Origin of the sequence: Actinomadura latina NBRC 106108 (assembly GCF_001552195.1) — a bacterium.
In the GTDB taxonomy this organism is placed as follows: Bacteria; Actinomycetota; Actinomycetes; order Streptosporangiales; family Streptosporangiaceae; genus Spirillospora; species Spirillospora latina.
In genome coordinates this window covers 165,843-190,079 of sequence record NZ_BCQS01000008.1, presented here as the reverse complement: position 1 = coordinate 190,079, position 24,237 = coordinate 165,843, and the positions used below count along the sequence as shown (strand labels likewise).

The 24,237-nt window shown below is 71.7% G+C and carries 24 protein-coding genes; 8 read left to right on the top strand and 16 right to left on the bottom strand.

The window, feature by feature from the left end; translation table 11 throughout:
- Nucleotides 1–70: 70 nt before the first annotated feature.
- The 7 genes from AL2_RS14580 to AL2_RS14550 form a co-directional block, all read right to left on the bottom strand.
- A complete protein-coding gene (locus tag AL2_RS14580) occupies nt 71–1,786 on the bottom strand; it encodes a CocE/NonD family hydrolase (protein WP_067634085.1) in 1,716 nt (571 codons plus the stop codon).
- On the bottom strand, nt 1,779–2,717 hold the full coding sequence (locus AL2_RS14575; protein ID WP_067634083.1) for an MBL fold metallo-hydrolase: 939 nt from the start codon (nt 2,715–2,717) through the stop codon (nt 1,779–1,781). Before AL2_RS14575 ends, AL2_RS14580 begins: the two co-directional genes overlap by 8 nt.
- A gap of 26 nt (nt 2,718–2,743) precedes the next feature.
- Nucleotides 2,744–3,664 carry an alpha/beta hydrolase gene (locus tag AL2_RS14570; RefSeq protein ID WP_067634081.1) on the bottom strand — a complete coding sequence of 307 codons (921 nt, stop codon included), beginning with the start codon at nt 3,662–3,664 and terminating at the stop codon, nt 2,744–2,746.
- Between the two features lie 4 nt (nt 3,665–3,668).
- Entirely contained in the window at nt 3,669–4,802 is a 1,134-nt protein-coding gene (locus tag AL2_RS14565; RefSeq protein ID WP_067634079.1) for an FAD-dependent monooxygenase, read from the bottom strand.
- Nucleotides 4,799–5,776, bottom strand: a complete 978-nt coding sequence (locus AL2_RS14560) for a phosphotriesterase family protein (protein ID WP_067634077.1) — start codon at nt 5,774–5,776, stop codon at nt 4,799–4,801. Before AL2_RS14560 ends, AL2_RS14565 begins: the two co-directional genes overlap by 4 nt.
- 43 nt (nt 5,777–5,819) lie before the next feature.
- Nucleotides 5,820–6,797 carry a phosphotriesterase family protein gene (locus AL2_RS14555; RefSeq protein WP_218003657.1) on the bottom strand — a complete coding sequence of 326 codons (978 nt, stop codon included), beginning with the start codon at nt 6,795–6,797 and terminating at the stop codon, nt 5,820–5,822.
- Nucleotides 6,798–6,975: 178 nt separating this feature from the next.
- A complete protein-coding gene (locus AL2_RS14550) occupies nt 6,976–8,586 on the bottom strand; it encodes an MFS transporter (protein ID WP_067634074.1) in 1,611 nt (536 codons plus the stop codon).
- 193 nt (nt 8,587–8,779) lie between these two features.
- On the opposite strand from AL2_RS14550, the gene AL2_RS14545 reads away from it, so the two are divergent.
- Nucleotides 8,780–9,394, top strand: coding sequence for a TetR/AcrR family transcriptional regulator (locus tag AL2_RS14545; RefSeq protein ID WP_067634072.1), 615 nt, complete (start codon nt 8,780–8,782; stop codon nt 9,392–9,394).
- A 10-nt stretch (nt 9,395–9,404) separates the two neighbouring features.
- On the opposite strand, the gene AL2_RS14540 is transcribed toward AL2_RS14545, so the two are convergent.
- From AL2_RS14540 to AL2_RS14520, 5 genes are all read right to left on the bottom strand, one after another.
- On the bottom strand, nt 9,405–10,325 hold the full coding sequence (locus AL2_RS14540) for a LysR family transcriptional regulator (RefSeq protein WP_067634070.1): 921 nt from the start codon (nt 10,323–10,325) through the stop codon (nt 9,405–9,407).
- 22 nt (nt 10,326–10,347) lie between these two features.
- Entirely contained in the window at nt 10,348–11,484 is a 1,137-nt protein-coding gene (locus AL2_RS14535) for an NAD(P)/FAD-dependent oxidoreductase (RefSeq protein ID WP_218003656.1), read from the bottom strand.
- 41 nt (nt 11,485–11,525) lie between these two features.
- Entirely contained in the window at nt 11,526–11,714 is a 189-nt protein-coding gene (locus AL2_RS14530; RefSeq protein WP_067634067.1) for a ferredoxin, read from the bottom strand.
- Nucleotides 11,711–12,892, bottom strand: coding sequence for a cytochrome P450 (locus AL2_RS14525; RefSeq protein ID WP_067634065.1), 1,182 nt, complete (start codon nt 12,890–12,892; stop codon nt 11,711–11,713). Before AL2_RS14525 ends, AL2_RS14530 begins: the two co-directional genes overlap by 4 nt.
- A gap of 114 nt (nt 12,893–13,006) precedes the next feature.
- A complete protein-coding gene (locus AL2_RS14520) occupies nt 13,007–13,888 on the bottom strand; it encodes a LysR substrate-binding domain-containing protein (RefSeq protein WP_067634064.1) in 882 nt (293 codons plus the stop codon).
- A 72-nt stretch (nt 13,889–13,960) separates the two neighbouring features.
- Here AL2_RS14520 and AL2_RS14515 point away from each other — a divergent pair, with 72 nt between their 5' ends.
- The 3 genes from AL2_RS14515 to AL2_RS14505 are packed head-to-tail and all read left to right on the top strand — an operon-like array spanning nt 13,961 to nt 16,483.
- Nucleotides 13,961–15,157 carry a thiolase family protein gene (locus AL2_RS14515; RefSeq protein WP_067634062.1) on the top strand — a complete coding sequence of 399 codons (1,197 nt, stop codon included), beginning with the start codon at nt 13,961–13,963 and terminating at the stop codon, nt 15,155–15,157.
- Complete coding sequence (locus AL2_RS14510; protein ID WP_067634060.1) at nt 15,154–15,849, top strand: 3-oxoacid CoA-transferase subunit A; 696 nt, start codon at nt 15,154–15,156, stop codon at nt 15,847–15,849. Before AL2_RS14515 ends, AL2_RS14510 begins: the two co-directional genes overlap by 4 nt.
- Before the next feature lies 1 nt (nt 15,850).
- Nucleotides 15,851–16,483: a 3-oxoacid CoA-transferase subunit B gene (locus tag AL2_RS14505; RefSeq protein ID WP_067634059.1), complete on the top strand. Its 633-nt coding sequence runs from the start codon at nt 15,851–15,853 to the stop codon at nt 16,481–16,483.
- 59 nt (nt 16,484–16,542) lie between these two features.
- Here the strand turns inward: AL2_RS14505 and AL2_RS14500 are convergent, their stop codons facing one another.
- From AL2_RS14500 to AL2_RS14485, 4 genes are read right to left on the bottom strand one after another with little or no spacing between them, the layout of a single operon-like run.
- Nucleotides 16,543–17,793 (bottom strand): FAD-dependent oxidoreductase, encoded by a 1,251-nt coding sequence (locus AL2_RS14500; RefSeq protein ID WP_174550848.1) that lies wholly within the window; start codon nt 17,791–17,793, stop codon nt 16,543–16,545.
- 24 nt (nt 17,794–17,817) lie between these two features.
- A complete protein-coding gene (locus AL2_RS14495; RefSeq protein WP_067634055.1) occupies nt 17,818–18,447 on the bottom strand; it encodes a maleylpyruvate isomerase family mycothiol-dependent enzyme in 630 nt (209 codons plus the stop codon).
- Nucleotides 18,447–19,289: a fumarylacetoacetate hydrolase family protein gene (locus tag AL2_RS14490; protein ID WP_067634053.1), complete on the bottom strand. Its 843-nt coding sequence runs from the start codon at nt 19,287–19,289 to the stop codon at nt 18,447–18,449. The genes AL2_RS14495 and AL2_RS14490 overlap by 1 nt, the downstream gene beginning before the upstream one ends.
- Nucleotides 19,289–20,443 carry a cupin domain-containing protein gene (locus AL2_RS14485; RefSeq protein ID WP_067634052.1) on the bottom strand — a complete coding sequence of 385 codons (1,155 nt, stop codon included), beginning with the start codon at nt 20,441–20,443 and terminating at the stop codon, nt 19,289–19,291. The genes AL2_RS14490 and AL2_RS14485 overlap by 1 nt, the downstream gene beginning before the upstream one ends.
- A gap of 67 nt (nt 20,444–20,510) precedes the next feature.
- On the opposite strand from AL2_RS14485, the gene AL2_RS14480 reads away from it, so the two are divergent.
- The 4 genes from AL2_RS14480 to AL2_RS36280 all read left to right on the top strand — a co-directional run bounded on the left by AL2_RS14480 (nt 20,511) and on the right by AL2_RS36280 (nt 24,189).
- Nucleotides 20,511–21,281: an IclR family transcriptional regulator gene (locus AL2_RS14480; RefSeq protein ID WP_067634050.1), complete on the top strand. Its 771-nt coding sequence runs from the start codon at nt 20,511–20,513 to the stop codon at nt 21,279–21,281.
- A 153-nt stretch (nt 21,282–21,434) separates the two neighbouring features.
- A complete protein-coding gene (locus AL2_RS14475; protein WP_067634049.1) occupies nt 21,435–22,277 on the top strand; it encodes a peptidoglycan-binding domain-containing protein in 843 nt (280 codons plus the stop codon).
- Between the two features lie 45 nt (nt 22,278–22,322).
- The gene (locus AL2_RS14470; RefSeq protein WP_067634047.1) at nt 22,323–23,210 is read left to right on the top strand and encodes a peptidase inhibitor family I36 protein; all 888 of its coding nucleotides are present in this window, start codon (nt 22,323–22,325) and stop codon (nt 23,208–23,210) included.
- A 37-nt stretch (nt 23,211–23,247) separates the two neighbouring features.
- On the top strand, nt 23,248–24,189 hold the full coding sequence (locus AL2_RS36280) for a SpoIID/LytB domain-containing protein (RefSeq protein WP_083946506.1): 942 nt from the start codon (nt 23,248–23,250) through the stop codon (nt 24,187–24,189).
- Nucleotides 24,190–24,237: the final 48 nt, after the last annotated feature.

Genomic DNA, 24,237 nt, shown 5'->3' with positions numbered 1-24,237 from the left:
CGCCCTTCATTCATACAAACTATGAGTGAATGTATGATCCAGGCCGCGGCCGGTCAAGAGGCGGGCCGCCTCAGGTCGTGAAGGGCAGGACGAGGCGGGACGGGTGGGCCGCGTCGCGGTAGATCTTGTGGGTGACGGGGCGGCCCACCGGGAGGTGGAAGGCGTCCGGCGGCAGCAGGGCGTTGTGGGCGTCGGTCAGCGGCTCGTTGTTCGAGAGTTCCACGACCAGGCGGTGGCCGGGACGGAAGGTCGCCGCGAACGGGTAGAGCCGCAGCACGTACTCCTCGATCTTCCCGGGCTCCACGGGGACGGCGCGGGTGTGCGGGTGGTACGGGTCGCCCTCGGTGGTGCGCTCCTCGTCGAGTTCGCGGTGCGAGGCCTTGAGGTAGCCGGTCGTGATGAGCTGGCGCGACCCGTCGGGCGCGGCGTCCCACAGGCGCAGGATGAAGTTCGTGTCGTCCTGGTCGATCTCCGCGAAAAGGTGCGCGGCGCCCGTGCCGATCAGTTCGGTCGGCTCCTCGAACGGGCCGGTGCTCCAGTCGAGGATCTCGACCTTGTCGGTGACCGTGAGGGGCGCCTGGTAGAAGCCGTCCGGGGCGGCGTGCTCCGCGCCCATCGGCTCGGGCTCGGACGAGAGCCTGCGGCGCGGACGCAGGTAGAGCGGCTTGTACCGGACGGGCTTGGGCGGCCATTGGGCGCCGGTCACCTGCGCACGGGCGCCCTCGACGAAGACGGTGACCGCGGGCTCGTCCATGACGCCGTTGTCGATGCCCTTGATCCAGTAGTCGTACCAGCGGAGCATCTTGTCGTGCTCTTCGATGAAGGGCCGCGACTGCATCGGCGGGTACGGGCCGATGTCGAGCTTCTTCGGACCCTTCAGGCGGTTGAAGACCTCGATCGTGCCGTCGAGCGTCCAGCCGCGGCCCTGGTCGAGCTGGAGCCACACCGGGATGTCGATGTTCGGGGCGAGCGTGACCGGGTTGCGCTCCTCGTACCACTCGCCGTCGACCTCGTTCATCACGATGTCGAACCAGGCCTCGTGGTTCTTCGGGTAGTGCAGGACGTGGACGAGGTTCGGCCAGGCGGCGACGTCCGGGTCCTGGAGCCGCCGGGCGACGCGCTCCTTGATCTCCTCCGGGGAGAACGTCTCCAGCATGCGGGACTTGACGCGGTCGGTGAAGGCCCAGCCGGAGTCGCCGCCGCGGCCCTCGCGGGCGGCGCGCGGCATGAACCACATGACGCCGCCGTGGTAGGTGGTCTCGTAGAAGTCGTAGTGGCCGCCGCTGACGAAGATCGCCTTGAGGCTCGGCGGCCGCTCGGCGGCGGCGAGCACCTGCATCGAGCCGAAGTAGGAGATGCCGATCATGCCGACGCTGCCGTCGCACCAGGGTTGCGCGGCGACCCATTCGATGAAGTCGTGGGCATCCTGGCCGAGGGAGACGCCGCCGGCGTTGTAGTTGCCGATGTGCTCGCCCTCGGACGCGCCGGAGCCGCGCAGGTCGCCGATGACGTGGACGTAGTCCGCCTTGACGACGCGCGCGATGTCGCCGGCCTCGATGCAGCCGTCCCACATCGGGCTGGGGCGCCGCTGCGGCGGCGTCGTCAGCGCGAGGGCCTGCAGCTCCTTGCCGTACGGGCTCAGGGCGACGAGCGCCGGGCGCGGCCTGTCGTCGACACCCTGGTAGGCGTCGGCCATCAGCGTGACGCCGTCGCGCATCGGCACGCGGAGGTCCTTGCGGACGGCGATCTCGTCGAGGCCCGCCTGGATGATCTGGAAGTCAGCCATGGATGCCTTTCTGCATGCGGTAGCCGTGCATCGACGTGAAGAACGGCGACGGCTCCAGCGTGGGGTCGGCGGTGTACCCGGTCTCGCGCGCGACGGGTGCGAAGGGCGAGTACGCGGAGTCCGTCTCCCGGAGGCCGGCGCACAGGCAGTCGCGGGCCGCCTGCCCGACCCGGCCCTCGATGTCGAGGCTCTCGCGCAGCGCCTCCCCGGCCTGGTCCGCGTCGAGCTCGACGCCGTAGGGCGTGCCGTCGGCGCGGCGGTACGGGTGGCCGAGGTAGAGGTGCCTCGGACGGACCTCGTCGCGCAGGTACTCCAGGCTCGCGCGGTAGGCGACCGGGTCCTCGAAGCCGGGGAAGCCGTTGGCGGCCCCGTGCACCTGGACGGCGTCGCCGGCGAACACCGAGCGCCGGCCGTCGATGACGTAGGCGACCGACCCCCGCGTGTGGCCCGGGATCGAGTGGACGGAGACCCTCACATCACCGCCGAGAGAGATCGTCTCGCCCCCCGTGACCGGCATCGTCGGCTCCATCTCGCCGGAGATGACAGCGTTGGCGGCGGCCGTCACCTTGGCCTCGCCCTCGGGGTCGTTCAGGTACCGTCCCCGGCCCGCGAGGTACTCGTCCACGTGGGCCCGGCGCGAGCGCAGCAGCGGCGCGTCGGCCTCGTGGATCACGACCTGCGCGCGCCGGCCGGTCAGCTCCCACAGGGCGTGCGCCCCGCCGACGTGGTCGATGTGGCCGTGGGTCAGCAGGATCCAGCGGACGTCCTCGATCCTGCGCCCGATGGCCTCCAGCGCCGGGGCCATCCCCTCGGCGGGCGACGACGCGATGCCCGTGTCGACGATGGCCGGTTCGGGCGCGTCGATGAAGAAGCTGTAGAGGCCGAACCGGCCCCACGGCGACACCAGCGGATGGACTCTCACTGCGGACATGGCGGTTCTCCGTCGGTTCGGTGCGGTCAGCGCGCGAGGAAGTCGCAGGTCTCCTCGTAGGCCCGGTGGTACTCCGGGATCCACGAGAAGTGCTGCACGAACCCGTGCCCGGCGCCCGCGTACCGGCTGACGGTCGCGTCCACGCCGGCGCCGCTCAGCCGCCGCCCGTAGAGTTCGCCCTCGTCCCGCAGCGGGTCGAGCTCGCCGGTGATGATCAGCGCGGGCGGCAGCCCGGTGAGGTCCGCCCGCTTGACCGGGGAGACGCGGGGGTCCGCCGGGTCGGCGCCGCTGTCGATGTAGAAGGCGTTGAACGGCTTCAGCCCGGCCGTCTCCAGCCCGTGGCCGACGGCGTTCTCGCGCAGCGACGCGTAGCGGTCGACGTCGAAGTCCAGGTCGAGCGACGGGTAGAACATCACCTGGTGGGTGATCCGGTCGAAGCCGTCGTCGTGCGCCATGGCGGCGACCACGGCGACGAACGTGCCGCCGGAGCTGTCGCCGGCGATGGCCAGCGTCGTGCCGTCCCAGCCCAGGGAGTCGCCGTTCTCGGCGGCCCAGCGGACGGCGGCGTAGCAGTCGTCCAGGCCGGCCGGGAAGGCGTGCTCGGGCGCCCGCCGGTACCCGACGGAGACGACCTTGAGCCCGGTCTCCTTGGCCAGCGCGCGCGCGACGTGGTCATGCGTCTCAAGGCTGCCGAGGAAGAACGCACCGCCGTGGAAGTAGACCAGCAGGCCGTACGCGCCGGCCTCGGCCGGCGTGTAGACCCGCACCGGTACCTCGCCGGCGTCGGTCTTCGCCGTGAGGTCCTGGACGGAGTGCAGCGGCAGGCGGTCGGCCACCGGCGGGACCTGGGCCTCTTCGCCGGCGCGCATCGCCTCCGGGTCCAGCGGACCGGGAGGCGGCGCCGGCATCGCGGCGAGGGCCCGGGCGATGTCGGGGTGCAGCGGCATGGCGTCAGCCCTCCCGCTGCTGGGACGCGGCCTGCTGGGACGCGGGCTTCTGGCCCGGGAAGACGTCGTTGATCTCGTCCTCCGTCCAGCCCTGGCGGGAGATCCGCTGCAGCTCGTCGGTCACCGGCTTGCGGACGGCCTGGTAGTGCGCCAGCGCCTCCTTGACGGAGCCGGCCTCCTTGAGGGAGTCGGCGAGGGCGCCGGCGTCCAGGATCGCCGAGTTCGCGCCCTGCCCCTGGTGGTGCAGCATCGAGTGGGCCGCGTCGCCGACGAGGACGACGGAGTCGGAGTGCCAGGTGTCGACGGGGTCGATGTCGTAGACCGCGCGGCAGTTGACGGTGGCGAGGTCGAGGCCGCAAGTGATGTCCACGATCCGCTCGTCGAAGCCCTCGACGCATTTGAGCAGGTCGTCGCCGGTGATGTCCGGGGCCCAGGTGCCGTCCGGGCAGAGCGCGGTGATGTCGAACGAGACCTGGTCGCGGTGGCGCAGCGGGAGGAAGTAGACCTTGGTGCCCCGCCCGATGTACATCCGGAGGTTGTCGTCGACGGCCAGCCCCTGGGCGTCGTCCTTGGAGATCACCGCGCGGTAGGCGTGCTCGCCGGAGAACACCGGCGGCCTGTCGCTGAACAGCTGCTCGCGCACGACCGACTTGATGCCATCGGCGCCGACCACCAGGTCGGCGGTGACCGAGGCGCCGTTGGCGAAGGTCAGCGTCGCCCTGTCGCCCTCGTCCTCGATACTCTCCAGCTTGTGGCCGAGATGCACCATGCCCTCGGGCAGGACGCTCATGAGGGCCTCGATGAAGTCCCCGCGGTGGATCAGATGGGTCGTCTCGCCGAAGGTGTCGATCTCCGGCCACGCCTCCTTCATGATCGGGTCGCCGGTGGCGGTGAGGATCTCGAAGTAGTCGCTCGGCGAGCTCACCTTCGCGATCGCGTCGAAGACGCCCCACTGCCGGAACCGGTCCATGGTGGACGGCCGCAGGCCGATGCCGGCGCCGACCTCGCGGATCCGGGTCGCCTGCTCGTAGACGTCGACGGTGGCGCCCAGCAGGCTCAGCGCCTTGGCCGTGGCGGCGCCGCCGTAGCCCGCGCCGACGACGGCGATGTTCAGGTCCTGGAGAGCTGAAGCCTTCATGATTCTCTTTCTTCCTGGATCGCCAGGAACTGAGCGGGGTTGTCGATCAGGATCGTCCGGATGGCGGCCTCGTCGAGGCCGGCCTCACGCAGGTCCGGGATGAGGTCCTCGAAGATGTAGTTGACGGTGTGGCCCTTCACGCCGGGCCAGCCCAGCGGGCTGCAGTTGGCGTCGGCCGAGGCGAGCACCCTGCCCAGGTGGCCCTGGCCGATGAAGCGGAGGAAGTGGTCCAGGCGCTCCTTGCGCGGACGGGCCCAGAACGGCGGGTCCTCCAGTTCGGTCTCGTAGCCGAAGGTGTCGAACCCGACCCGTCCGCCCTGCTCGGCGATCCAGGTGTCGCGCGTCCTCTCGGCGTTCACCCCGTCGTCGGCGTGCCCGAACAGGACGCGGTCGAGCGGGAGGCCCTCCTCGTTGAAGATCGCGATCGCGTTCTCGGCGTCGATGGCGAGGTGCGTCAGGATCGGCACGCCCGTGGTGAGGGCGGCGCGGGCCGCGGCGCGGTAGATGCGCTTGTCCAGTTCCGTCATGCGCCCGCCGCGGCTGACCCCGACCTTGATGACGCCGGCGCGGCTGCCCGTGCCGCCGATGCCGACGGTGATCTCGTGGACGAACTGCCGGGTCAGGTAGTCGACGCTCGCGCGGGCGAAGAAGGGCAGCGCGGTGTCGCCGCCGACGAAGCCGGTGCAGGCGACGATGTGGACGCCGGTCTTCGCCGACAGCGACTTGTAGTAGTCGACGTCACGGCCGTTGCAGATGCCGGTCACGTCGACGAACGTCCCGCCGCCGTACTCCCGGCTGTACTCGTGGAATGCGCGCAGCTTCGGGACGGTCTCCTCGTACCGCTGCTCGGGCGTCTTCCACCACTTGGCGTCCAGTTCGGAGCCGGGCATGCCGTACCCGATGTGCTCGTGGACGGCCACGATCCCCAGCTCCTCCGCTGGGATCGCCCCCAGGACGGTGTTCACTCTCGTCACGACACATCCCTCCAGAAAGATCGAGATCGGCGCGGCCGGGCGGTCAGCGCACCGACAGCAGGTCGCGCGGGTTGCCGGCGAGGATGCGCTGGACGTCCTCGCCGCCGAGGCCGCGCGCCTTGAGAAGGGGGACGAACGTCGAGAGGACGTGGCTGTAGGGCACGTCGTTGCCCGGCCCGCCCTTGGCCACCCCGGTCGCGCTGCTCGACAGCAGGATCCGGTCCGCGTGACCGGCCTCGACGAGGTCGAGTACCAGGGCGGCGCGCTCGCCGTCGGTGACGTGGGCGCCGCCCTCCACGCCGACGCTGTCGAGGGCGACGTAGGCGCCGCGGCGGGCGATCTCGGCAGCGGCACCGGCGGCCACCGCGTCCTCGCGGTCGAGCCCGCCGACGGCGACGCGGCCGGCCGGCAGCTTCTCGTCCAGGACGATCTCAAGGTCGTGCACGGCGTCGTTCCCGTAGCGGAGGGAGACCGGGGTCCCCGTGGCCAGAGCGGTCCGGGCCGCGCCGCGGAACAGGCTCTCGTCGGTCGCCGTCATGCCTTCACGCGTCGCGGCGGTGACCACCAGGCCGGCGGCGCCTCGCCGCTCCAGCCGGGGCACCACCATTCCCTCGGTGACCTCCGCGGTGAAGAGGGCGGCGAACTTGTCCGCCGGCCACGGCGTCGGCGGGTTGGTCTGCGGGGTCAGGAAGTAGCCGCCGAGCATCTCCTCCGGGCCCATGCCGGTGGACGCGACGATGTGCACGCCGGTCGACCGCGAGAGCGCCTCGTACAGCCGCACGTCGCGGCCGTGGAACATGCCGGTGGCGTCGACGATCGTCCCGCCGCCGTGTGCGCGGAAGTCCGCCAGTTTCGCCGCGAGCGTCTCGAAGACCTCGGCGCGGTCGATGGTCACGTCGAACGCGTGCTCCGCCCCCGGGACCACCGACAGCAGGGACTCGTGGACGGCGACGACCCCCAGCTCGCGGGCGGGAACGGGGCCGAGGACGGTGCTGACGCCGCTGCCCCCGGCAGTCCGCACGCCTGTCACTGGCACTTCCTCTCGTCGCCGGCGCAGTGGATCACGTCGATGCCCTCCGATGTAAAGCGTGTCAGGTTAGCTTACAGGACGTTAAGTAAATATCTGGTATGTAAGACGCTGAGGCACGGCCGAGGTTCCCGCCGCTCGGCGCGGCGGGAACCTCCGTGCGCCTCGCGGGTCACCCGGTGGCGACGAGCTCCTCGTCGGCCGGGAACTCCTCGATGTCGGCGCGCTTCGACCCGAAGAGCCCCGCCAGGGTCAGCACCGCGGCGGCGGCCGCGCAGAGTCCGGCGACCAGGAACGCGAGGCCGTAGGCGTTGCCGAGGGACTCGAACGCCAGCAGGCGCAGGCTCTCCGGCATCGGGACCGGCGGCATGTCCGGGCCCGCGCCGGGCACCACCGGCATGGAGTTGATCGCCATCGCGCCGCCCTGGTCCGCCACGCCGCCGGCGATCTGGGTGTACGGCGGCGTCAGGCCGGACTCGCCGATGGCGCCGCCCACGCCGTCCGCCATGGCGCCGTTCGCGCGGCTGACCGCGAACGCGGCGATGAGCACCGGCCCGAGGGCGAAGCCGAAGTCGCGCAGCAGGTTGGTGGTGGCGCTCGCCATGCCGGCCAGCCGCAGCGGGACCGTGTTGATCGCGACGGCCGTGATCGAGCCGACGGTCAGCGCGAAGCCGACGCCGAGCGCGAGCATCGGCGGGATGAACCGCGTCCAGCTCATGTCGTGGACGTCGAACGTCGAGCACCAGATGCCGCTGACGGCGATGAGGCCGAAGCCGGCGGTGAGCACCCAGCGCGGCGAGAAGTTCCGGATCACGTGCGAGACGACCGGCACCAGCACGAAGGCGGGCCCCTGGATGGCCAGGAACAGCAGGCCGATCTTGAGGGCGCTCTGGTGCTGGACGGCGCCGAGCCAGATGCTGACCGAGAAGCAGGTGGCCAGGAAGGCGAACATGCCGATGACCGTCGCGATCGCGACGACCGCGTAGGCGCGGTTGGCGAAGATGCCGAGGTGCAGCAGCGGGACGTCGGTCCGCAGCTCGATGACGACGAAGGCGCCGAGGAGCACGGCGCTCGCCATCAGGGCTCCGATGATCTCCGGGCGCGCGAAGCCCGCCTCCGAGCCCTGGGTGGCCGCGTACAGGACGGCGATCAGGCCGAGGGCCAGGGTGACCTGGCCGGGCACGTCGAGCTTGCGGCCCTCCGGCGCCGCCGAGTCGGCGGCGAGCTGGGTGATGGCGATCGAGACGACGGAGACCGCGATCACGACGAGGTAGGACGTCCGCCAGTCGCCGTGCTGCGCGAGCCACCCGCCCATCAGCGGCGAGATCGCGGCACCGGCCGACAGGAACCCGGCCCACAGGGCGATGGCCCTGGAGCGGGACTCCGGCGACGGGCTCACCGCGGCGAGCATGGCGAGCGAGATCGGGTACAGGATCGCCGCGCCGAGGCCGGCGACGACCTGACCGACCCAGAGGAGCTCGACCGTGCCGGCGGTGTAGCAGACGGCCGAGCCGGCGACGGTCAGCAGCGCGCCCGCCTGCAGCAGGCGCTTGCGGCCGAACAGGTCGCCGATGACACCGGTGGTCAGCTCGAAGACGACCATGGGAATCGCGAAGGCGGCCGTGATCCAGGTCAGTTCGGCGCCGTTGGTCTGGAACTCCTGCTGGAAGGTGCCGTTGAGCGCGCCGGGCAGCGAGTACGCCACCTGCGCGAGGAGTACGGCGAAGCAGCCGGCGACCACCGTGGCGGTGTAGCCCTGCTTGCGCGCAGCGGTCTGGGTCATTGCGGATTCTTCCTCGTCCGTGGCAGTGCGGCCGGAGCCGGCCGCACTGGATCGGCCACCCGATGTGAGCCCGATCACCTATTGAACGTTCAACGTGTCATATCACTTAACAGCACGTCAAGTATCTGAGCAGCACGTATCCGCAACACGCACCGCGTACGGAGGGTGGCCGCGGTGCTCTACGCTGGCGGGCATGGCGACGCTTCGTGAGGCGCAGAAGGAGATGACGCGCAAGCTCCTGCTGGACGCCGGCCTGGACTTGTTCGTGTCGAAGGGCTACACGGCGACGAAGGTCGACGACATCGCGTCGGCGGCGGGGACGACGCGGGTGACCTTCTACGCGTACTTCCCCTCGAAGGTCGACCTGATGAAGGCCCTCATCTCCGAGCGGCTCAACGCGGCGCTCGACCGCGTCCCCTCCGCCGAGCACGGCTCGACCGAGCGCGAGCTGGTCGCCGTGGTCGAGGACGGCTCGCTGGAGCGGATCCGCGCATGGCTCGCGGCGACCTCCGAGCGCTGGGACACGATCCGCCCCTACACCACGACCGCCTTCGAGGCCGCGGCCGGCGATCCCGAGATCCGCGCGCTCCTCGACACGTGGCTGAACGAGGCCATGAGCGACATCGAGGACGGCCTCGACCGCGCCGGCCGGTTCCCCGCCGGCACCCGGCGCTTCCGCAGCGTCATCGCGATCACGGAACTCGACCATGTCGCGCGCCACTGGACCGGCGGGCGCTGGGGCGTGGAGCGCGACGCGATGCTGGACGTCCTCGCCGAGAGCTGGTTCGGCACCATCGGGCGCCGCTGACCGAGCCCTTTCAGGGCCGCGCCGCGTCGAAGAGCAGCTGGCGCAGCCAGGCGATGAAGTGGTGGTCGCCCAGGTGCGGGTTCCACACCATGTCGATGCCCAGCCCGGGCAGCGGGAACGGGAACTCCTCGATCCGCAGCCCGACGAGCGTCCGCATCTCCGCGGCGACACGGTGCCGCAGGAGCCCCACCCCGCCGGCGCGTCCGACCAGGTACGGGACGAGCAGGAAGTCGGAGATCAGCTGGCCGACGCGGTAGGGGACGCCCTTCTCGTCGAGCACGGAGTACGGGAAGACCCGCCGCTCGGTGTCCACCACGATGTGCGGCTGCGTGGTCAGCAGGTCGAGCGCGCTCGCCTCCGGCGGCGTGTCCGGTGAGGCCGCCACCACGATGCGGTCGTCGTACAGGCGCTCCCGCGGATACGGCGACGCGAACCCCTCGGAGATCAGCACGACATCGACGCCGTGCTCGGTGAAGGTCGACTCGGTCGGCACGGTGATCGTGCGCAGGCGGAGCGTCGCGTTCGGAGCCTGCCGCGCCACGAGCCGCCCGAGCCTCCCGCCGAGGACGAACGCCGTGCTGGTGGTCATCGCGACGGTGATGACGCGGCGGTCCGTCGCGGGATCGAAGCCGGGGAAGCTGACCACGTCCGCGGCCTGCTGGAGCGTCGCCCGCAGCGGCGCGACCAGCTCCATCGCGCGCGGGGTCAGCGTGACCGCGTTCCCCTGCCGGACGAGGAGGTCGTCGCCGAAAAGGCGCCGCATGCGCCCGAGGGCGTGGCTCATCGCGGACTGGGAGAGGCCGACGCGTTCGGCGGCCCTGGTCACCGAGCGCTCCTCCAGCATGGCGAGGAGCGGCACGAGCAGGTTGAGGTTGACCGACGCCAGCCGGTCCAGCCCGGAGCCCGTGGTGCCCGTGTCCTCGTCGCTCATCGCGACGAACTTTACGCGGCCTCTAGGCGGCCGCCCTGCTCAGGCGGCGCAGCCGGGGGATCGGGATCCGCCGGTTCAGCGCCGCGGCCGCCCCGGAGCCGTCCTCGCGGGACCAGCGCATCAGGGCCGGCCCGCCGGGCTCGCCCTCGGCGTACTCCGGCTCGCCGTCCACCGGGAGGTACCCCACGGCCTTGAGGCTGAGCCCGAACTGCTCCGTCCAGAAGTACGGCTCGAACTGGAGCGGCGGCGTCTCGTCCCCCCGTACGAGGGCGGCCCCGGCGACCTTCGCCTGCTCGATCGCGCTGCTCCACAGCGGGATGCGCCGCACACCGTACGGCGTCGGGAACGCCGCGAGATCGCCGGCCGCCGCGATGTCAGGGCGCACGAGCCCGCGCGAGTCGACCTCCAGCGCACCCCGCCGCACCAGGCCCGAGCCCGCGAGCCACTCCGTGTTGGGGACGTCGCCGACGGCGGAGATCACCAGCTCGGCCTCCAGAACGGCGCCGTCGTCCAGGACGACCCGTGTCTCTCCCCCGTGCCGCTCAAGACGCGCGGCATCGGTCTCCACGATGGTGAGCCCGCGGTCCAGCGCGGCCCTGCCGAAGACGCCCGCCAGATACGGCCCGAGCTGCGCGATCAGCGGGACGCCTTGGGAGACGAGCGTGACGGGGCAGCCCGCCGCCAGGCACGCCGAGGCGATCTCCATCCCGAGCGGGCCGCCGCCGACCACCACGACCGGCGGGCGTCCGGCGAGCCGGCCGCGCAGGGCCAGCGCGTCGTCGAGCCCGCGCACGGTGATCTCCCCGGGCAGGCCGGACAGCCGCCGCGCCCGGGAGCCGGTGGCGATCACGAGCCGGTCGTACGGCAGCGCGGAGCCGTCGTCGAGATCGACGAGCCGGCGTTCCACGTCGAGCCCGCAAGCCCGGACCCCGAGGAGTTCCTTCGCCCCGTGCGTGGTCGGCGGAAGCCGGTGGGACGCCGTGTCGGCGCCGTCGAGCAGGAGGGCCTTCGACAGGGCCGGACGGCTGTAGGCCGCGTGCGGCTCGTCCCCGACGATGGTCAGCTCCCCGTCGAATCCGGCGTCCCGCAGCGAGTCCGCGGCGGTGAGGCCGGCGATGCCGTTGCCGACGACGACGACCCGCTCGATCGCCCGGCTCACTCCAGACGCGCTCAATCCAGACGCGCTCACCCGAGACGCGCTCATTCGAGACGCAGGGCCGCGACCGGGCAGGCCCGGACGGCGGCCTTGGCCGACGGTAGATCGGCGTCGCCGATCTCCTCGCGGTCGATGACGAGCTCGCCGTCGTCGTCGAGGTGCACCAGCTCCGGCGCGGCCTCCTCGCACAGGCCGTGCCCCTCGCAGCGCGGACGGTCGAGAATGATCTTCATGCGGGGATCACCTCCAGGACGGGGAGCTCTTCGATGCTCCGGATGGTGTTGCTCGGCACCCGGACCTCGGCGCCGACGACGAGCCGCTCGACGCGGCGCGCCAGGGCCTCGACGACCGCGTGGGCCTCCAGCCGGGCCAGGCCCTGGCCGGCGCAGCCGTGCGGGCCGTAGCCGAACGACAGGTGGTCGATCGGGTTGCGCTCGACCAGGAACTCGTCGGCGTTCTCGTAGTGGCGCGGGTCGCGGTTGCCGGAGTTGAACAGGATCGCGACCTTCGCCCCCTCCGGGATCAGGACGCCGTCGATCTCCACGTCCCGGGTCGCGAGGCGCCCGAAGGTGTGGACCGGGCCCCAGTAGCGGAGCACCTCGTTGAAGGCGGCCGGCACCAGCGACGGGTTCTCCCGCACCAGCGCGAGCTGCTCGGGGTGCGCGGCGAAGAGCGCGACGATGTTCCCGAGGGAGGCGATCGTGCTGTCGACGCCGGCGCCGAGGTACTGGTGGATGATGTGGCCGGACGTGCCGGGCGGGATCTCGCCGCGGGCCTCGGCCTCGAAGACGCCGCGTCCGACCGAGCCGGGCGCCAGGTCGCCGGCGGTGACGTTCGAACACCACTCGTACAGCTCGCCGGCGATCGGGAAGCACTCCGCCGTGCGCTGGTTCATCGGCCCGAGGACCTGCATCGCCGCCTGGCCCCAGCGCAGCATGTTGTCGCGGACGTGGCCGGTGAACCCGATGAGGTCCGCGACGATCTCCAGCGGGAAGGCGCGGGCCAGCGCGTCGATGGCCTCGAACGAGCCCTCGGCGACCAGCTTCCCGACGAGCGCGTCGGCCTTGGCGTCGATGCCGCCCTTGAGCCCGCGGAGCGCCCGCGGCGACAGGTTCGCGGTCAGGGCGGCGCGCAACCGGGTGTGCACCGGCGGGTCCGAGGAGAGGGACGTGCCGGTCAGCGCCTCGTTGACCATCGGGTTGAAGCCGATGGCACCGGCGGAGGAGAAGGTCTCCCAGTCGCCCAGGGCGGCGCGGATCACGTCGTACCTCGTGAGCGCGTAGGCGTCGTTCGCCGGGAGGCGGACGACGCCGCCGAGGTCGCGCAGCGCCGCGAAGGGCGGGTACGGGTCGACGAGCACCTCGTCGTCGAACAGGTCGAGATCGGAGACGGGAGGGGCTGAGTCGGTCATCGGTTCACCTCGGGTCGGTCGTCGGTGCCCCAGTGAAGCCTCCGAATCCATATCGCACAAACGCATGTTCTTCATGCCGGGGCATGAACCCGGTGCATGACCACGGGGAACCGGTCAGACGATCTTCCGGATGACCGAGACGGCTCTGGCCAGGTGCGGCTCGGTGCGGTCGGTCCGGTGGGCGATCGCGAGCTCGACGTCCGCGGCCGGACCCGCCAGCGGCCGGTAGGCGACGCCTTCGAGCGCCAGGGCCGTCACCGGCTCCGGGACGACGGCCACGCCGAGCCCGCCCGCGACGAGGGTGATCAGCGTGGACGTCTCGCCGACCTCGTGGCGGATGCGGGGCTCGACGCCGGCGTCGCGGAAGAGCCCGAGCACGACGTCGTACATCACCGAGCGGCGGTCCGCGGAATGCACGATGAGGTCGGCGCCCGGCAGGTCGGCCACCTCCACCTGCGGCAGGGCGGCCAGGGGGTGGTCGGCGGGGACGGCGACGACGAGCCGGTCCCGGCGAAGCGGCAGGACGGTGAGGAACGGATCGGCGGCCGGCGGCCGCAGCAGCGCCAGGTCGATCTCGCCGGTCCGCAGCGCGGTGGCCTGGTCGGGCGCCAGCATCTCGCCGCGGAAGGAGAAGTCGACGCCGGGCAGTTCCAGGGAGAGGCCGCGGGAGATCGCGGGCAGCAGGCTGTAGGTCGCCGAGCCCACGCAGCCGATCGCGAGATGGCCGACCGCGCCGGCCGCGACCCGGCGGGCCTCGTGCGCCGCCTCGTCCACCTCGCCGAGGATCTTCCGGGCCCGCGCCAGGTAGCCGCGGCCCGCGTCGGTGAGGTCGACCCGGCGCGTGCTCCGGTGGAGCAGTTCCACGCCGAGTTCGCTCTCCAGCCGGCGGATCGCCTGCGACAGCGGCGGCTGCGCCATGGTGAGCCGCTCGGCGGCGCGTCCGAAGTGGAGTTCCTCGGCGACGGCGACGAAGTACCGCAGGTGGCGGAGATCCATATGCTTGGCGTCTTAATGAGAGCGAATATTGATACTTCACTGTATCAAGGGACGCCACCTAGCCTCGGAGTCATGAGCTCCTATCTGTACTCCGCCGTCCGGACGCCGTTCGGACGGTTCAACGGCGCGTTGTCCGGCGTCCGGCCCGACGACCTCGCGGCCGGTGTGATCACCGCGTTGCTGGACCGGGCGCCCCGGCTGGACCGGGCCGCGATCGCCGAGGTCGTCTGGGGCAACGCGAACGGTGCGGGTGAGGAGAACCGCAACGTCGGCAGGATGGCCGCGCTGCTCGCCGGCCTGCCGACGAGCGTGCCGGGCACGACCGTCAACCGGCTGTGCGGGTCCAGCCTCGACGCGGCGATGATCGGCTCCCGGACGATCGAGACGGGCGACGCGGACGTGGTCCTGGCCGGCGGTGTCGAGTCGATGACCCGGGCGCCGTGGGTGCTGCCGAAGCCGGCCAGGGGCTTCCCCGCCGGCGACCTCGCCGCGGTCTCGACCACGCTCGGCTGGCGGCTGGTGAACCCGCGCATGCCGAAGGAGTGGACGGTCTCGCTCGGCGAGGCCAACGAGATGCTCCAGGAGAGGTACGGCGTCGGCCGCGAGCGCCAGGACGCGTTCGCGCTGCGCTCCCACCGGCTGGCGGCGGCCGCCTGGGACGAGGGCTTCTACGACGACCTGGTCGTCCCGGCCGGTGAGCTGAAGCGCGACGAAGGCATCCGTGCCGACACCTCGCTGGAGAAGCTGTCGGGGCTCAAGCCGAGCTTCCGCCCGGACGGCACCATCACCGCCGGCAACGCGTCGCCGCTGAGCGACGGCGCCTCCGCTCTGCTGCTGGGCTCGGAGGCCGCCGCCGACCGGATCGGCCTCGACCCGCTCGCCCGCATCGCCGGACGGGGCGCGTTCGCGCTCGACCCGCAGGACTTCGGCTACGCCCCGGTCGAGGCGGCCAACCGCGCCCTCGCACGGGCCGGGATCGGCTGGGGCCAGGTCGGCGCGGTCGAACTCAACGAGGCCTTCGCCGTCCAGTCACTGGTCTGCGTCGACGCCTGGGGGATCGACCCGGAGATCGTCAACACCAAGGGCGGCGCGATAGCGGTCGGCCACCCGCTGGGGGCCAGCGGCGCCCGCGTGCTCGGCACGCTCGCGAAGGTGCTGCGCGTGCGCGGCGAACGCTGGGGCGTCGCCGCGATCTGTATCGGGGTCGGGCAGGGCCTGGCCGTCGTCCTGGAGAACACCGGCTCGCCGAGCACGGGGGCGGCGGCGTGAGCCGCACGGAGATCCTGGAAACCGCCGACGCGGCCGTCCGGGGCGTCGGGGACGGCAGCACCGTCCTGGTCGGCGGCTTCGGCTTCGCCGGAATGCCGTTCGACCTCATCGACGGGCTGATCCGGCAGGGCGCGAAGGACCTCACCATCGTGTCCAACAACGCCGGGAACGGGGACGTCGGGCTGGCCGCGCTGCTGAAGGCGGGGCGCGTGCGGAAGGTGATCTGCTCCTTCCCCCGGCAGAGCGACTCCTACGTCTTCGACGAGCTCTACCGGGCCGGGAGGATCGAGCTGGAGGTCGTCCCGCAGGGCAACCTCGCCGAGCGGATGCGCGCGGCCGGCGCGGGCATCGGCGCGTTCTACTGCCCGACCGCCGTGGGCACTCCCCTGGCGGAGGGCAAGGAGACCCGGACCATCGACGGGCGCGAGTACCTTCTGGAGTACCCGATCAAGGGCGACGTGGCGCTGATCAGCGCCCATCGCGCCGACACGATGGGCAACCTCGTGTACCGCAAGACCGCCCGCAACTTCGGCCCCGTCATGGCGGCGGCGGCGACCACCACGATCGTGCAGGTGGGCGGGATCGTCGCCGCCGGCGACCTCGACCCGGAGACGGTCGTCACGCCCGGCATCTACGTCGACCGCGTGGTGCGGGTCGAGGCACGGCACTACACCGTCCAAGGAGCGCGCTGACATGTCCTTGACCCCGGACGAACTCGCCGCGATCGTCGCCCGCGACATTCCGGCCGGCTCCTGCGTCAACCTCGGCATCGGCCGGCCGACCAAGGTCGCCGACCACCTCCCGGACGGCTCGGGCATCGTGCTGCACACCGAGAACGGCATGCTCAACATGGGTCCCGCCGCGGTCGGCGAGCAGATCGACCCCGACCTCACCAACGCCGGCAAGGTGCCGGTGACCGAGCTGCCCGGGGCGTCGTACTTCCACCACGCGGACTCCTTCGCCATGATGCGCGGCGGCCATCTCGACGTGTGCGTGCTTGGCGCGTTCCAGGTCTCCGCGACCGGGGACCTCGCCAACTGGAGCACCGGCGCCCCCGGCGCCATCCCGGCCGTCGGAGGCGCGATGGACCTGGCCATCGGCGCCAAGCAGGTCTTCGTGATGATGACGCTCTTCGACAAGAAGGGCGGGTCCAAGCTGGTACCCGAATGCACCTACCCGCTGACCGGCGTCGGCTGCGTCAGCCGCGTCTACACCGACGTCGCCGTCATCGACGTGGGCCCGGACGGCGCGACGGTCCGCGAGACCTTCGGCATCACGATCGACGAGCTGCGCGACCGGCTCCCCGTCCCCCTCAAGGCCGCCTGACCGTTGACCTGCGGCATGTTGGTGTTTTGGCGGGCCGGATAACAACAACATGCCGCAACTCAACGAAGGGTCGGCTCGGGTGCGTGGGACAGGGGGATCGGGGTGAACATCGGGGGCTCGTCGGAGGGGTCCAGTGCCGTCGGGCCGTAGAGCCAATCCACGAACGAGTAGTCGTAGGTGTCGCGCTCCCGCAGCAGGACGTTGCGCTGCTCCCGCGCCGGCCCGTCGAGATGCCACAGCCCGCCCCAGGCGCGGGACGTGGTGAGGACGCGGCGGCAGTGCTCGGGCCGCACCGCCTGGTAGGCCGCGAGGACGGCGGACCAGTCCACCGACCCGTCCCCGGCGCGCCGCCGGGCGACGTGCTCGCCGAGCACCCAGCCGTCCTCCAGCGCCATGATCGCGCCCTGGGCGATGTACTGCAGCGGCGGGTGGGCGGAGTCGCCGAGCAGCGCGATGCTCCCGTCCACCCAGGTCATGATGGGGTCGCGGTCGTACATCCGCCACCACTTGTCGCGCCACATGTGCGGCAGGCCCTCGCGGACGAAGTCGCAGGACCGCTCGAACGCCGCGTCCAGCTCGTCGGGCGTGCCCCAGTCCTCCTCGCCGGCACGCGCCTTGGGCGACTCGAAGACGGCGACCTGGTTGAGCAGCTCGCCGCCGCGCAGCCCGTAGTGGACGAAATGGCAGCGGGGGCCGATGTACACCACGACCTCGCTGAGGTCGATGTCCGCCGCGCGGCCGCTCGACGTCGGCACGGTGCCGCGGTACGCGACGTACGCCGAGGAGACCGGCCGGTCGTCCGACATCAGCTCGCGCGCCACCGAGTGCAGCCCGTCGGCCGCGATGACGACGCGCGCCTCCTCGGTGCGGCCGTCGGCGAGCGTCACGCGGGCGCCGCCGGGCGTGTTCTCGTAGGCGACCGCCCGCCGCGACGTCACCAGGTCGACCCCGGCGCGCTCGCAGGCGCGCAGCAGCATGGCGTGCAGGTCGCTGCGGTGGATGACCAGGTACGGGAAGCCGTAGCGCCGCCCCAGGTGGCGCAGGTCGAGGCGGGTCAGCTCCGACCCGTCGACGGCGTCGCGCATGACCATCGCATCCGGGACGACGCCGAGGCTCTTCGCCTCGTCCAGCAGGCCGTAACCGTCGAGGATGCGCGTGCAGTTGGGGGCCAGCTGGATGCCGGCGCCGACCTCGCCGAACTCGGCGGACTTCTCCAGCAGCCGGACCGCGAGGCCCTGGCGGGCGAGCGCGTACGCGGCGCCCAGCCCGCCGATCCCGCCGCCGACGACGATCACATCAGGGTTGGTCATGGGGTGTTCTCCTTCCCGGACGCCTCAGAGCCAGGGGCCGAGAGGCGGGACGTCGGTGAGGGCGTGCGGGCGCCCGGCCAGCCAGGCGGCCACCTCGGGCGGCGGCCCGGCCGGCAGCGACGCGGCGTCCAGCTTCCGCTTGGCGGCGATGTCGGTGACGAGGGCTTGCAGGAAACCGCCCGGCAGGTCGGCGAAGGAGACCCCGCGGCCCAGGTCGACGGCGTGGACGAGGACTTCCCGCGACCGCAACCAGGGGATCTCGGTGGCGGGCACGGTGCGGCCCTGCGCCGTGACCACCTCGGCCCGCCACTGCCCTTCGGTCAGCTCGTCCATGGACGTCCGCAGCGTCGCGGCGGAGCGGTTCACCCAGTCGGTCAGCTCCGCGGCGCTCATCCGGGGGCCGCGCTCGATCCCGGCCGCCCGCTCGCCGGGCGACGCGTACATGGGCGTCTCCTCGCCGGTGGCCGCCCAGTGCACCAGGTTGCCGAGCGCTTCGGCGTTCGCCGCGACGTGGGCGACCAGATGCCCGCGGGTCCAGCCGGGCAGCAGGCTCGGGGCCTCGTACCCGGCCTCGGTCAGGCCGCCGGCGGCGTCGAGGAACAGCTTGGTGCCCTCGCGCGTCCAGCCGAGGGCGTCGGCGAACGTGCGCGCCATCAGCCGTCCTCGGCGGTGCCGGTGACGACGCGGTTCGTGCAGGCGCCGAGGCCGTCGATCTCGGTCACGACCGTCTCGCCGCCGGTCAGGTAGATCTTCGGGTCGCGGGCGTGGCCCACTCCGGCGGGGGTGCCGGTGGCGATCAGGTCGCCGGGGCGCAGCGTGATGATCGTCGAGACGTACTTGACCAGGAAGACGGGGTCGAACAGCAGCGTGCCGGTGTCGTCGGACTGCATCTCCCGGCCGTCCACGACGGTCTTCACCCGCAGGGCCGGGCGGACGCCGCCGACCTCGTCGGGGGTCACCAGGTAGGGGCCGACGGGCGTCGAGGAGTCCCAGATCTTGCCCTGCGTCCACTCGATGGTGCGGAACTGCCAGTCGCGGACGGAGACGTCGTTCATGACGGTGAAGCCGGCGATCGCCGCCTCGGCCTGGGCGTCGTCGGCGCGGCGGACCTCCCGGCCGATGACGACGGCGAGTTCCACCTCCCAGTCGAGCGCGTCGGTCTCGGCGGGCTTGACGATGTCGTCGTTGGCGCCGAGCAGGCTGTCGGCGAACTTCGGGAACAGCGTCGGGTAGGACGGCAGGTCCCGCCCCATCTCCTTGATGTGGTCGGTGTAGTTGTGGCCGACGCAGATCACCTTGGACGGGCTGGGCACGACGGGGGCGAAGTCGGCGCCCTCGGCGTCGTAGGCGGTGCCGGAGGCGTCCGCCGCCTTGGCCCGCCAGTCGGGGTCGGCCAGCAGGGCGCCCAGGTCGGCGAACCCGAGGTCGACGAGCCGGCCGCCGTCGAGCCGGACGGCGCGCGTCCCGCCGGCGGTGCGGATGGTGGAGAGCTTCATCAGATGTCCTTGGCGGATCGGTTGAGCTTGAGTGCCTCGAAGACGGGCGCGTCGCAGAAGCGGAACAGGTCCAGGGCGCCGGAGTCGGAGTCGGACGATCCGGCCTCGGACCGCACCGAGAACGGCTCCCACGACGGGACGACGAACAGGTCGCCGCGCGTCACCGACCAGGTCCTGTCGCCGGCCGTCACCGTCCCGGCGCCGTCGAAGACCTGGTAGACGCTCGACCCGGTCTCGCGGACCGGGGCCGTCTCGGCGCCCCGCGCGACGCGGTGGAACTCGGCGCGCACGGTCGGGAGCACGTCGGTGCCGTCGACGGGGTTGCTGTACCGGACGGCGGCGTGGCCGGGCTCCACCGTGGCGGCGTGCCCCTCCTTCTCCAGCGCGAGCTGGTCGGCCAGCGCACGGTCGGTGTACTCCCACTTGTAGGAGAGCAGCGGCGAGCCCGGCGCGGCGTGGCCGACGCCGACCGGGCGCAGCCCGGGGTGGCCCCAGAGCCGCTCGGAGCGGGAGCGTCCGGGCGTGGTTCGCTCGGCCTCGGGCAGCTCGTCGCGTCCGAACTCGAAGAACTGCGTCTCGTTGAGGTACTGGAACGGGATGTCGAGCCCGTCGATCCAGGCCATCGGCCGGTCGGCGGCGTTGTGGTGCGCGTGCCAGTTCCAGCCGGCCTGCGGGAGGAAGTCGCCCCGGTTCATCGGCACCGGGTCGCCCCCGACGACCGTCCACACGCCGGAGCCCTCGACGACGAAGCGGAAGGCGTGCTGGGTGTGGCGGTGCTCGGGCGCGTCCTCGCCGGGCATGAGGTACTGGATCGCCGCCCACAGCGTCGGGGACGCGAACGGGCGGCCGCCCAGCCCCGGGTTGGCCAGCGCGATCGCCCGGCGCTCGCCCCCGCGGCCGACCGGGACGATCCGTCCCGCCCGCTCGGCGAGAGCGACCAGGCTGTCCCACCTCCACAGGTGCGGGACGGCGCGCGAGCGCGGATGGGCGGGCATCAGGTCGCCGATCTCGGTCCACAGCGGCACGAGCAGCTCGGCCTCGAAGCCGCGGTAGAGGTCTTCGAGCTCCGGCGTCACGTCCGGCTGGCCGGGCGCGTCGACAGCCCGCAGCCGCACCGGAGAGCCCGCGAGGGTTTCGGCAGGAGTGCTGGTCATACGGCCCATCGTGCTGCCTGTACGCTGTGAAGAACAGGAAATTCTGTTCTCCAGAATCGAGCCAGGAGTGGACAAGCCGCTCAAAGCACCGCCGCCGTACGCCATCGCGAGCGTCGACAACGCGCTGCGCATCGCGACGATGCTGCAACTGGAGGGCCCGCTCACCGTCACCGAGGTCGCGCGGCGGCTCGGCGTCGCCAACTCGACCGCGCACCGGCTGCTCGCCATGCTCGTCTACCGGGACTTCGCGCTCCGCGACACCGACCGCACCTACCGCGTCGGGCCCGTGCTGGAGCTGGCCGCCCACTCCCAGTCCACCGCGGCCGGGCTGCGGGCCGCCGCGCTGCCGCACCTGCACAGGCTGGCCGAGCTGCTCGGCGAGTCCGCCAACCTCATCGTCCGCACCGGCGACACGGTGCGCTTCATCGCCAGCGTCGAGTCACGGCAGGCCCTCCGCGTCGGCTCCCGCGAGGGGATGGTGTTCCCCGCCCACCGCACCACCGCCGGCCTGCTGCTCCTCGCCGAACTGCCGCCCGACCAGCTGGACGCCCTGTACGCAGCCGACCGCTACACCGAGCGCCCCGACCTCCGGCCGGACCCCGACGTCCTGCGCGCGGATCTCGCGCGGGTGCGCCGCAACGGTTTCGCGGTCAACGAGGGCCGCTCCGAGCGCGGCGTCGTCGCGGTCGGCGTCCGCGTCCACGCACCGGACGGCGAGGCCGTGGCCGGCCTCTCGCTGTCGATGCCGAGCGCGCGCTACGAGAAGGAACGACTGCCCGCACTGGTCGCCACGCTGCGCACGGCCGCCGAAGCCCTCGAACGCGACCTGACGCAATAGGCCCCCTGAGCGTGTCAGATCGCGTGTCCGGCTGTACGGATGTGTCCGGCGGACAGGCTGACAACACGGATCTTCTTGAGGACAGCATGAGCCATCGGTGACGGTGGTCTCCGCCGCGGGCTTCGCTCCCATCGCCCGCATTCAGGAGATCACATGAAGCTGCCGTCCTATGCCGCCGCCCTCCTGGGGGCCGCCTTGCTCACTTCCCTGACCGGAGCGTCCGAGGCGCCGGCACAGGCGGCCGATGCCAAGGCCCTTCCGAGCGTGAACATGGAAGCCACCGTGAAGGCGGCCCAGATCGACCCGCGGCGGGCCGACGACACGCTGACCCCGGGCGCCAAGGCCAGTGTGCTCCTCGTCGAGCGGGCGCTCCGCGACCGGAACCTGCTGGACGCCCAATGGGTGGACGGCTACTTCGGCACCACGACGGTCGCCGCCTATGCGAAATACCAGAAGTCGCTCGGCTACACCGGCCTCGACGCCAGCGGCCTGCCGGGCAAGACGTCCCTCACCAAGCTGGGAACCGGGCGCTTCACGGTCACGCACGCCATCGGCCCGGGTGCCCGCGTGTCCACCGGCGGCGCCGTCATCAACACCCGCACCCGGGACATGCTGGCCGAGGCGGAGCGGCTGCTCGGCCGCGACCTCGTGCTCGACCAGGGGTCCTACAACCCCGGCGGCGACCCCACGTCCGCGGGCACCCATGACGGCGGCGGAGTCGTCGACATCTCGGTCAAGGGGATGACCTCCGCCACTCGCACCGCGGTCGCCCGCGCGCTGCGCCGGGTCGGCTTCGCGGCCTGGGTGCGCAGCCCCGGCCAGGGCGACTGGCCGTGGCACATCCACGCCGCCGCCATCAGCGACACCGACCTCTCCAGCCAGGCCCAGCACCAGACGGGCGACTACTACCTCGGCCTTAACGGGCTCGCCAACCGTAGTCCGGACGACGGCCCCAAGGTGACCATCCGCACCTGGGAGGAGTACCAGCGCCGCTGACCTCCCGCTCCCAGCCCCAGGATTCGCGAACAGAAGGAGAGAAGTATGAGCACGCTCAACAAGATCCTCACCGCGACGACCGCGGCCGTCGCACTCGGCGGCGCAGCGGCCGCCCTCGCGTCGCCCGCCTCGGCCGCGAGCCGCGACGGCGTCTGCAACAGCGGCGAGTTCTGCTACTACTACAACAGCAACAACGCGGGATCGATCTCCGACTTCACCGGATCGGTCGCCGACTACGGCACCACGCAGCCGTCCTGCTACGACTTCAAGGGCGCCGGCAACGGCAAGGGCAAGTGCATCAAGAACGAGGCCGCCTCAGTCTGGAACCGCAGCAGCAAGACCGTCCGGGTCTACTTCAACAGCAACTACGGCGGCACGTACCAGGACTTCAAGGCCGGCGCCAAGGGCAACCTGAACTCCAGCCTGAAGAACCAGAACGCCTCGCACCAGTTCTCGCCGCCGTCGCGCACGAAGATGACGACGGGGCTGTACAAGGCGAGCGGCGGCCGGATCACCTGCGGCTTCGACGGCTACACCTCCACCCCCGGCCGGCACGAGGGCATCGACATCGCCCGCGGCATCGGCTCGGACGTGCACGCCCTCGTGAGCGGCAAGGTCATCTACATCGCGCGCGGCGCCAACGGCAGCGGGGGGCTCTCCACGATCTCCATCTACAACTCCTCGCTGAACAAGACCGTGATCTACCTGCACTCCGCCCCGCGGTCCTCGCTGGCGGTGGGCCAGTCGATCAGCCGCGGCCAGACCATCGCGGACGAGGCGTGGCGCGGGGTGTCGTCCAGCTCGGCCGCGCACACCCACGTCGAGATGCGCCTCGGGCGGCAGACCCACGCCGCCAAGAGCGTCGGCGACCCGACTCTGGACAACCCGAACCCGACCTCGTTCTGGCACAGCCGGGGCTACAGCATCAGCTAGCGCGCCACGGTCCCCCCACCAGAAGAGGAAGACAACTGTGTCGACACGAACAGCGCGACTGATCCCGCGGCTCACCGCGGCGACCGCCGCGGTGGCGCTCGGCGGGACGGTGTTCATCCCGGCGACGTCCGCCTCCGCGGCGAGCCGCGACGGCGTCTGCAACAGCGGCGAGTTCTGCTACTACTACAACAGCAACAACGCGGGATCGGTCTCCGACTTCACCGGATCGGTCGCCGACTACGGCACCACGCAGCCGTCCTGCTACGACTTCAAGGGCGCGGGCAGCGGCAAGGGCAAGTGCGTCAAGAACGAGGCCGCCTCAGTCTGGAACCGCAGCAGCAAAACGGTCCGGGTCTACTTCAACAGCAACTACGGCGGCACGTACCAGGACTTCAAGGCCGGCGCCAAGGGCAACCTGAACTCCAGCCTGAAGAACCAGAACGCGTCGCACAAGTTCCTGAGCTCCGGACCGACCGGCTGCAAGACCGACGGCACGGACAGCAAACTGCCCACGACGATCCTCGTGTACCGGGCCTCCCTCAACCGGGTGGACCGGGTGGCGTTCAAGACCTACGTCAAGAACGTCCTGCCCAACGAGTGGGTGTCGAGCTGGCCGAAGGAGTCCCTGAAGGCAGGGGCGGTGGCCGTCAAGAGCTACGGCTGGTACTGGGCGCTGCACTCGACGCGCAAGACGTCGGACGGCCGGTGCTTCGACGTCTACGACACCACGTCGAGCCAGGTGTACAAGCCCGGCTCAGCGAAGGCGTCGACCAGCTCCGCGGTGGACGCGACGTGGGGCACCCGGATGACCCGCGGCGGAAAGATCCTCCAGGCCCACTACTGCTCCACGACGACGGCGTGCGGCGGATGGGTCACCGGGGACTGGATGTCGCAGTACGGCTCCCGCGATAAGGCCAACGCGGGCTGGGCGTACTCCAGGATCCTCAAGGCCTACTACAGCGGGATCACTCTCTCCTGATCCCGCGCTCCCCGGTTCCCCGCCGTGCCCCGCCACGGCGGGGAACCA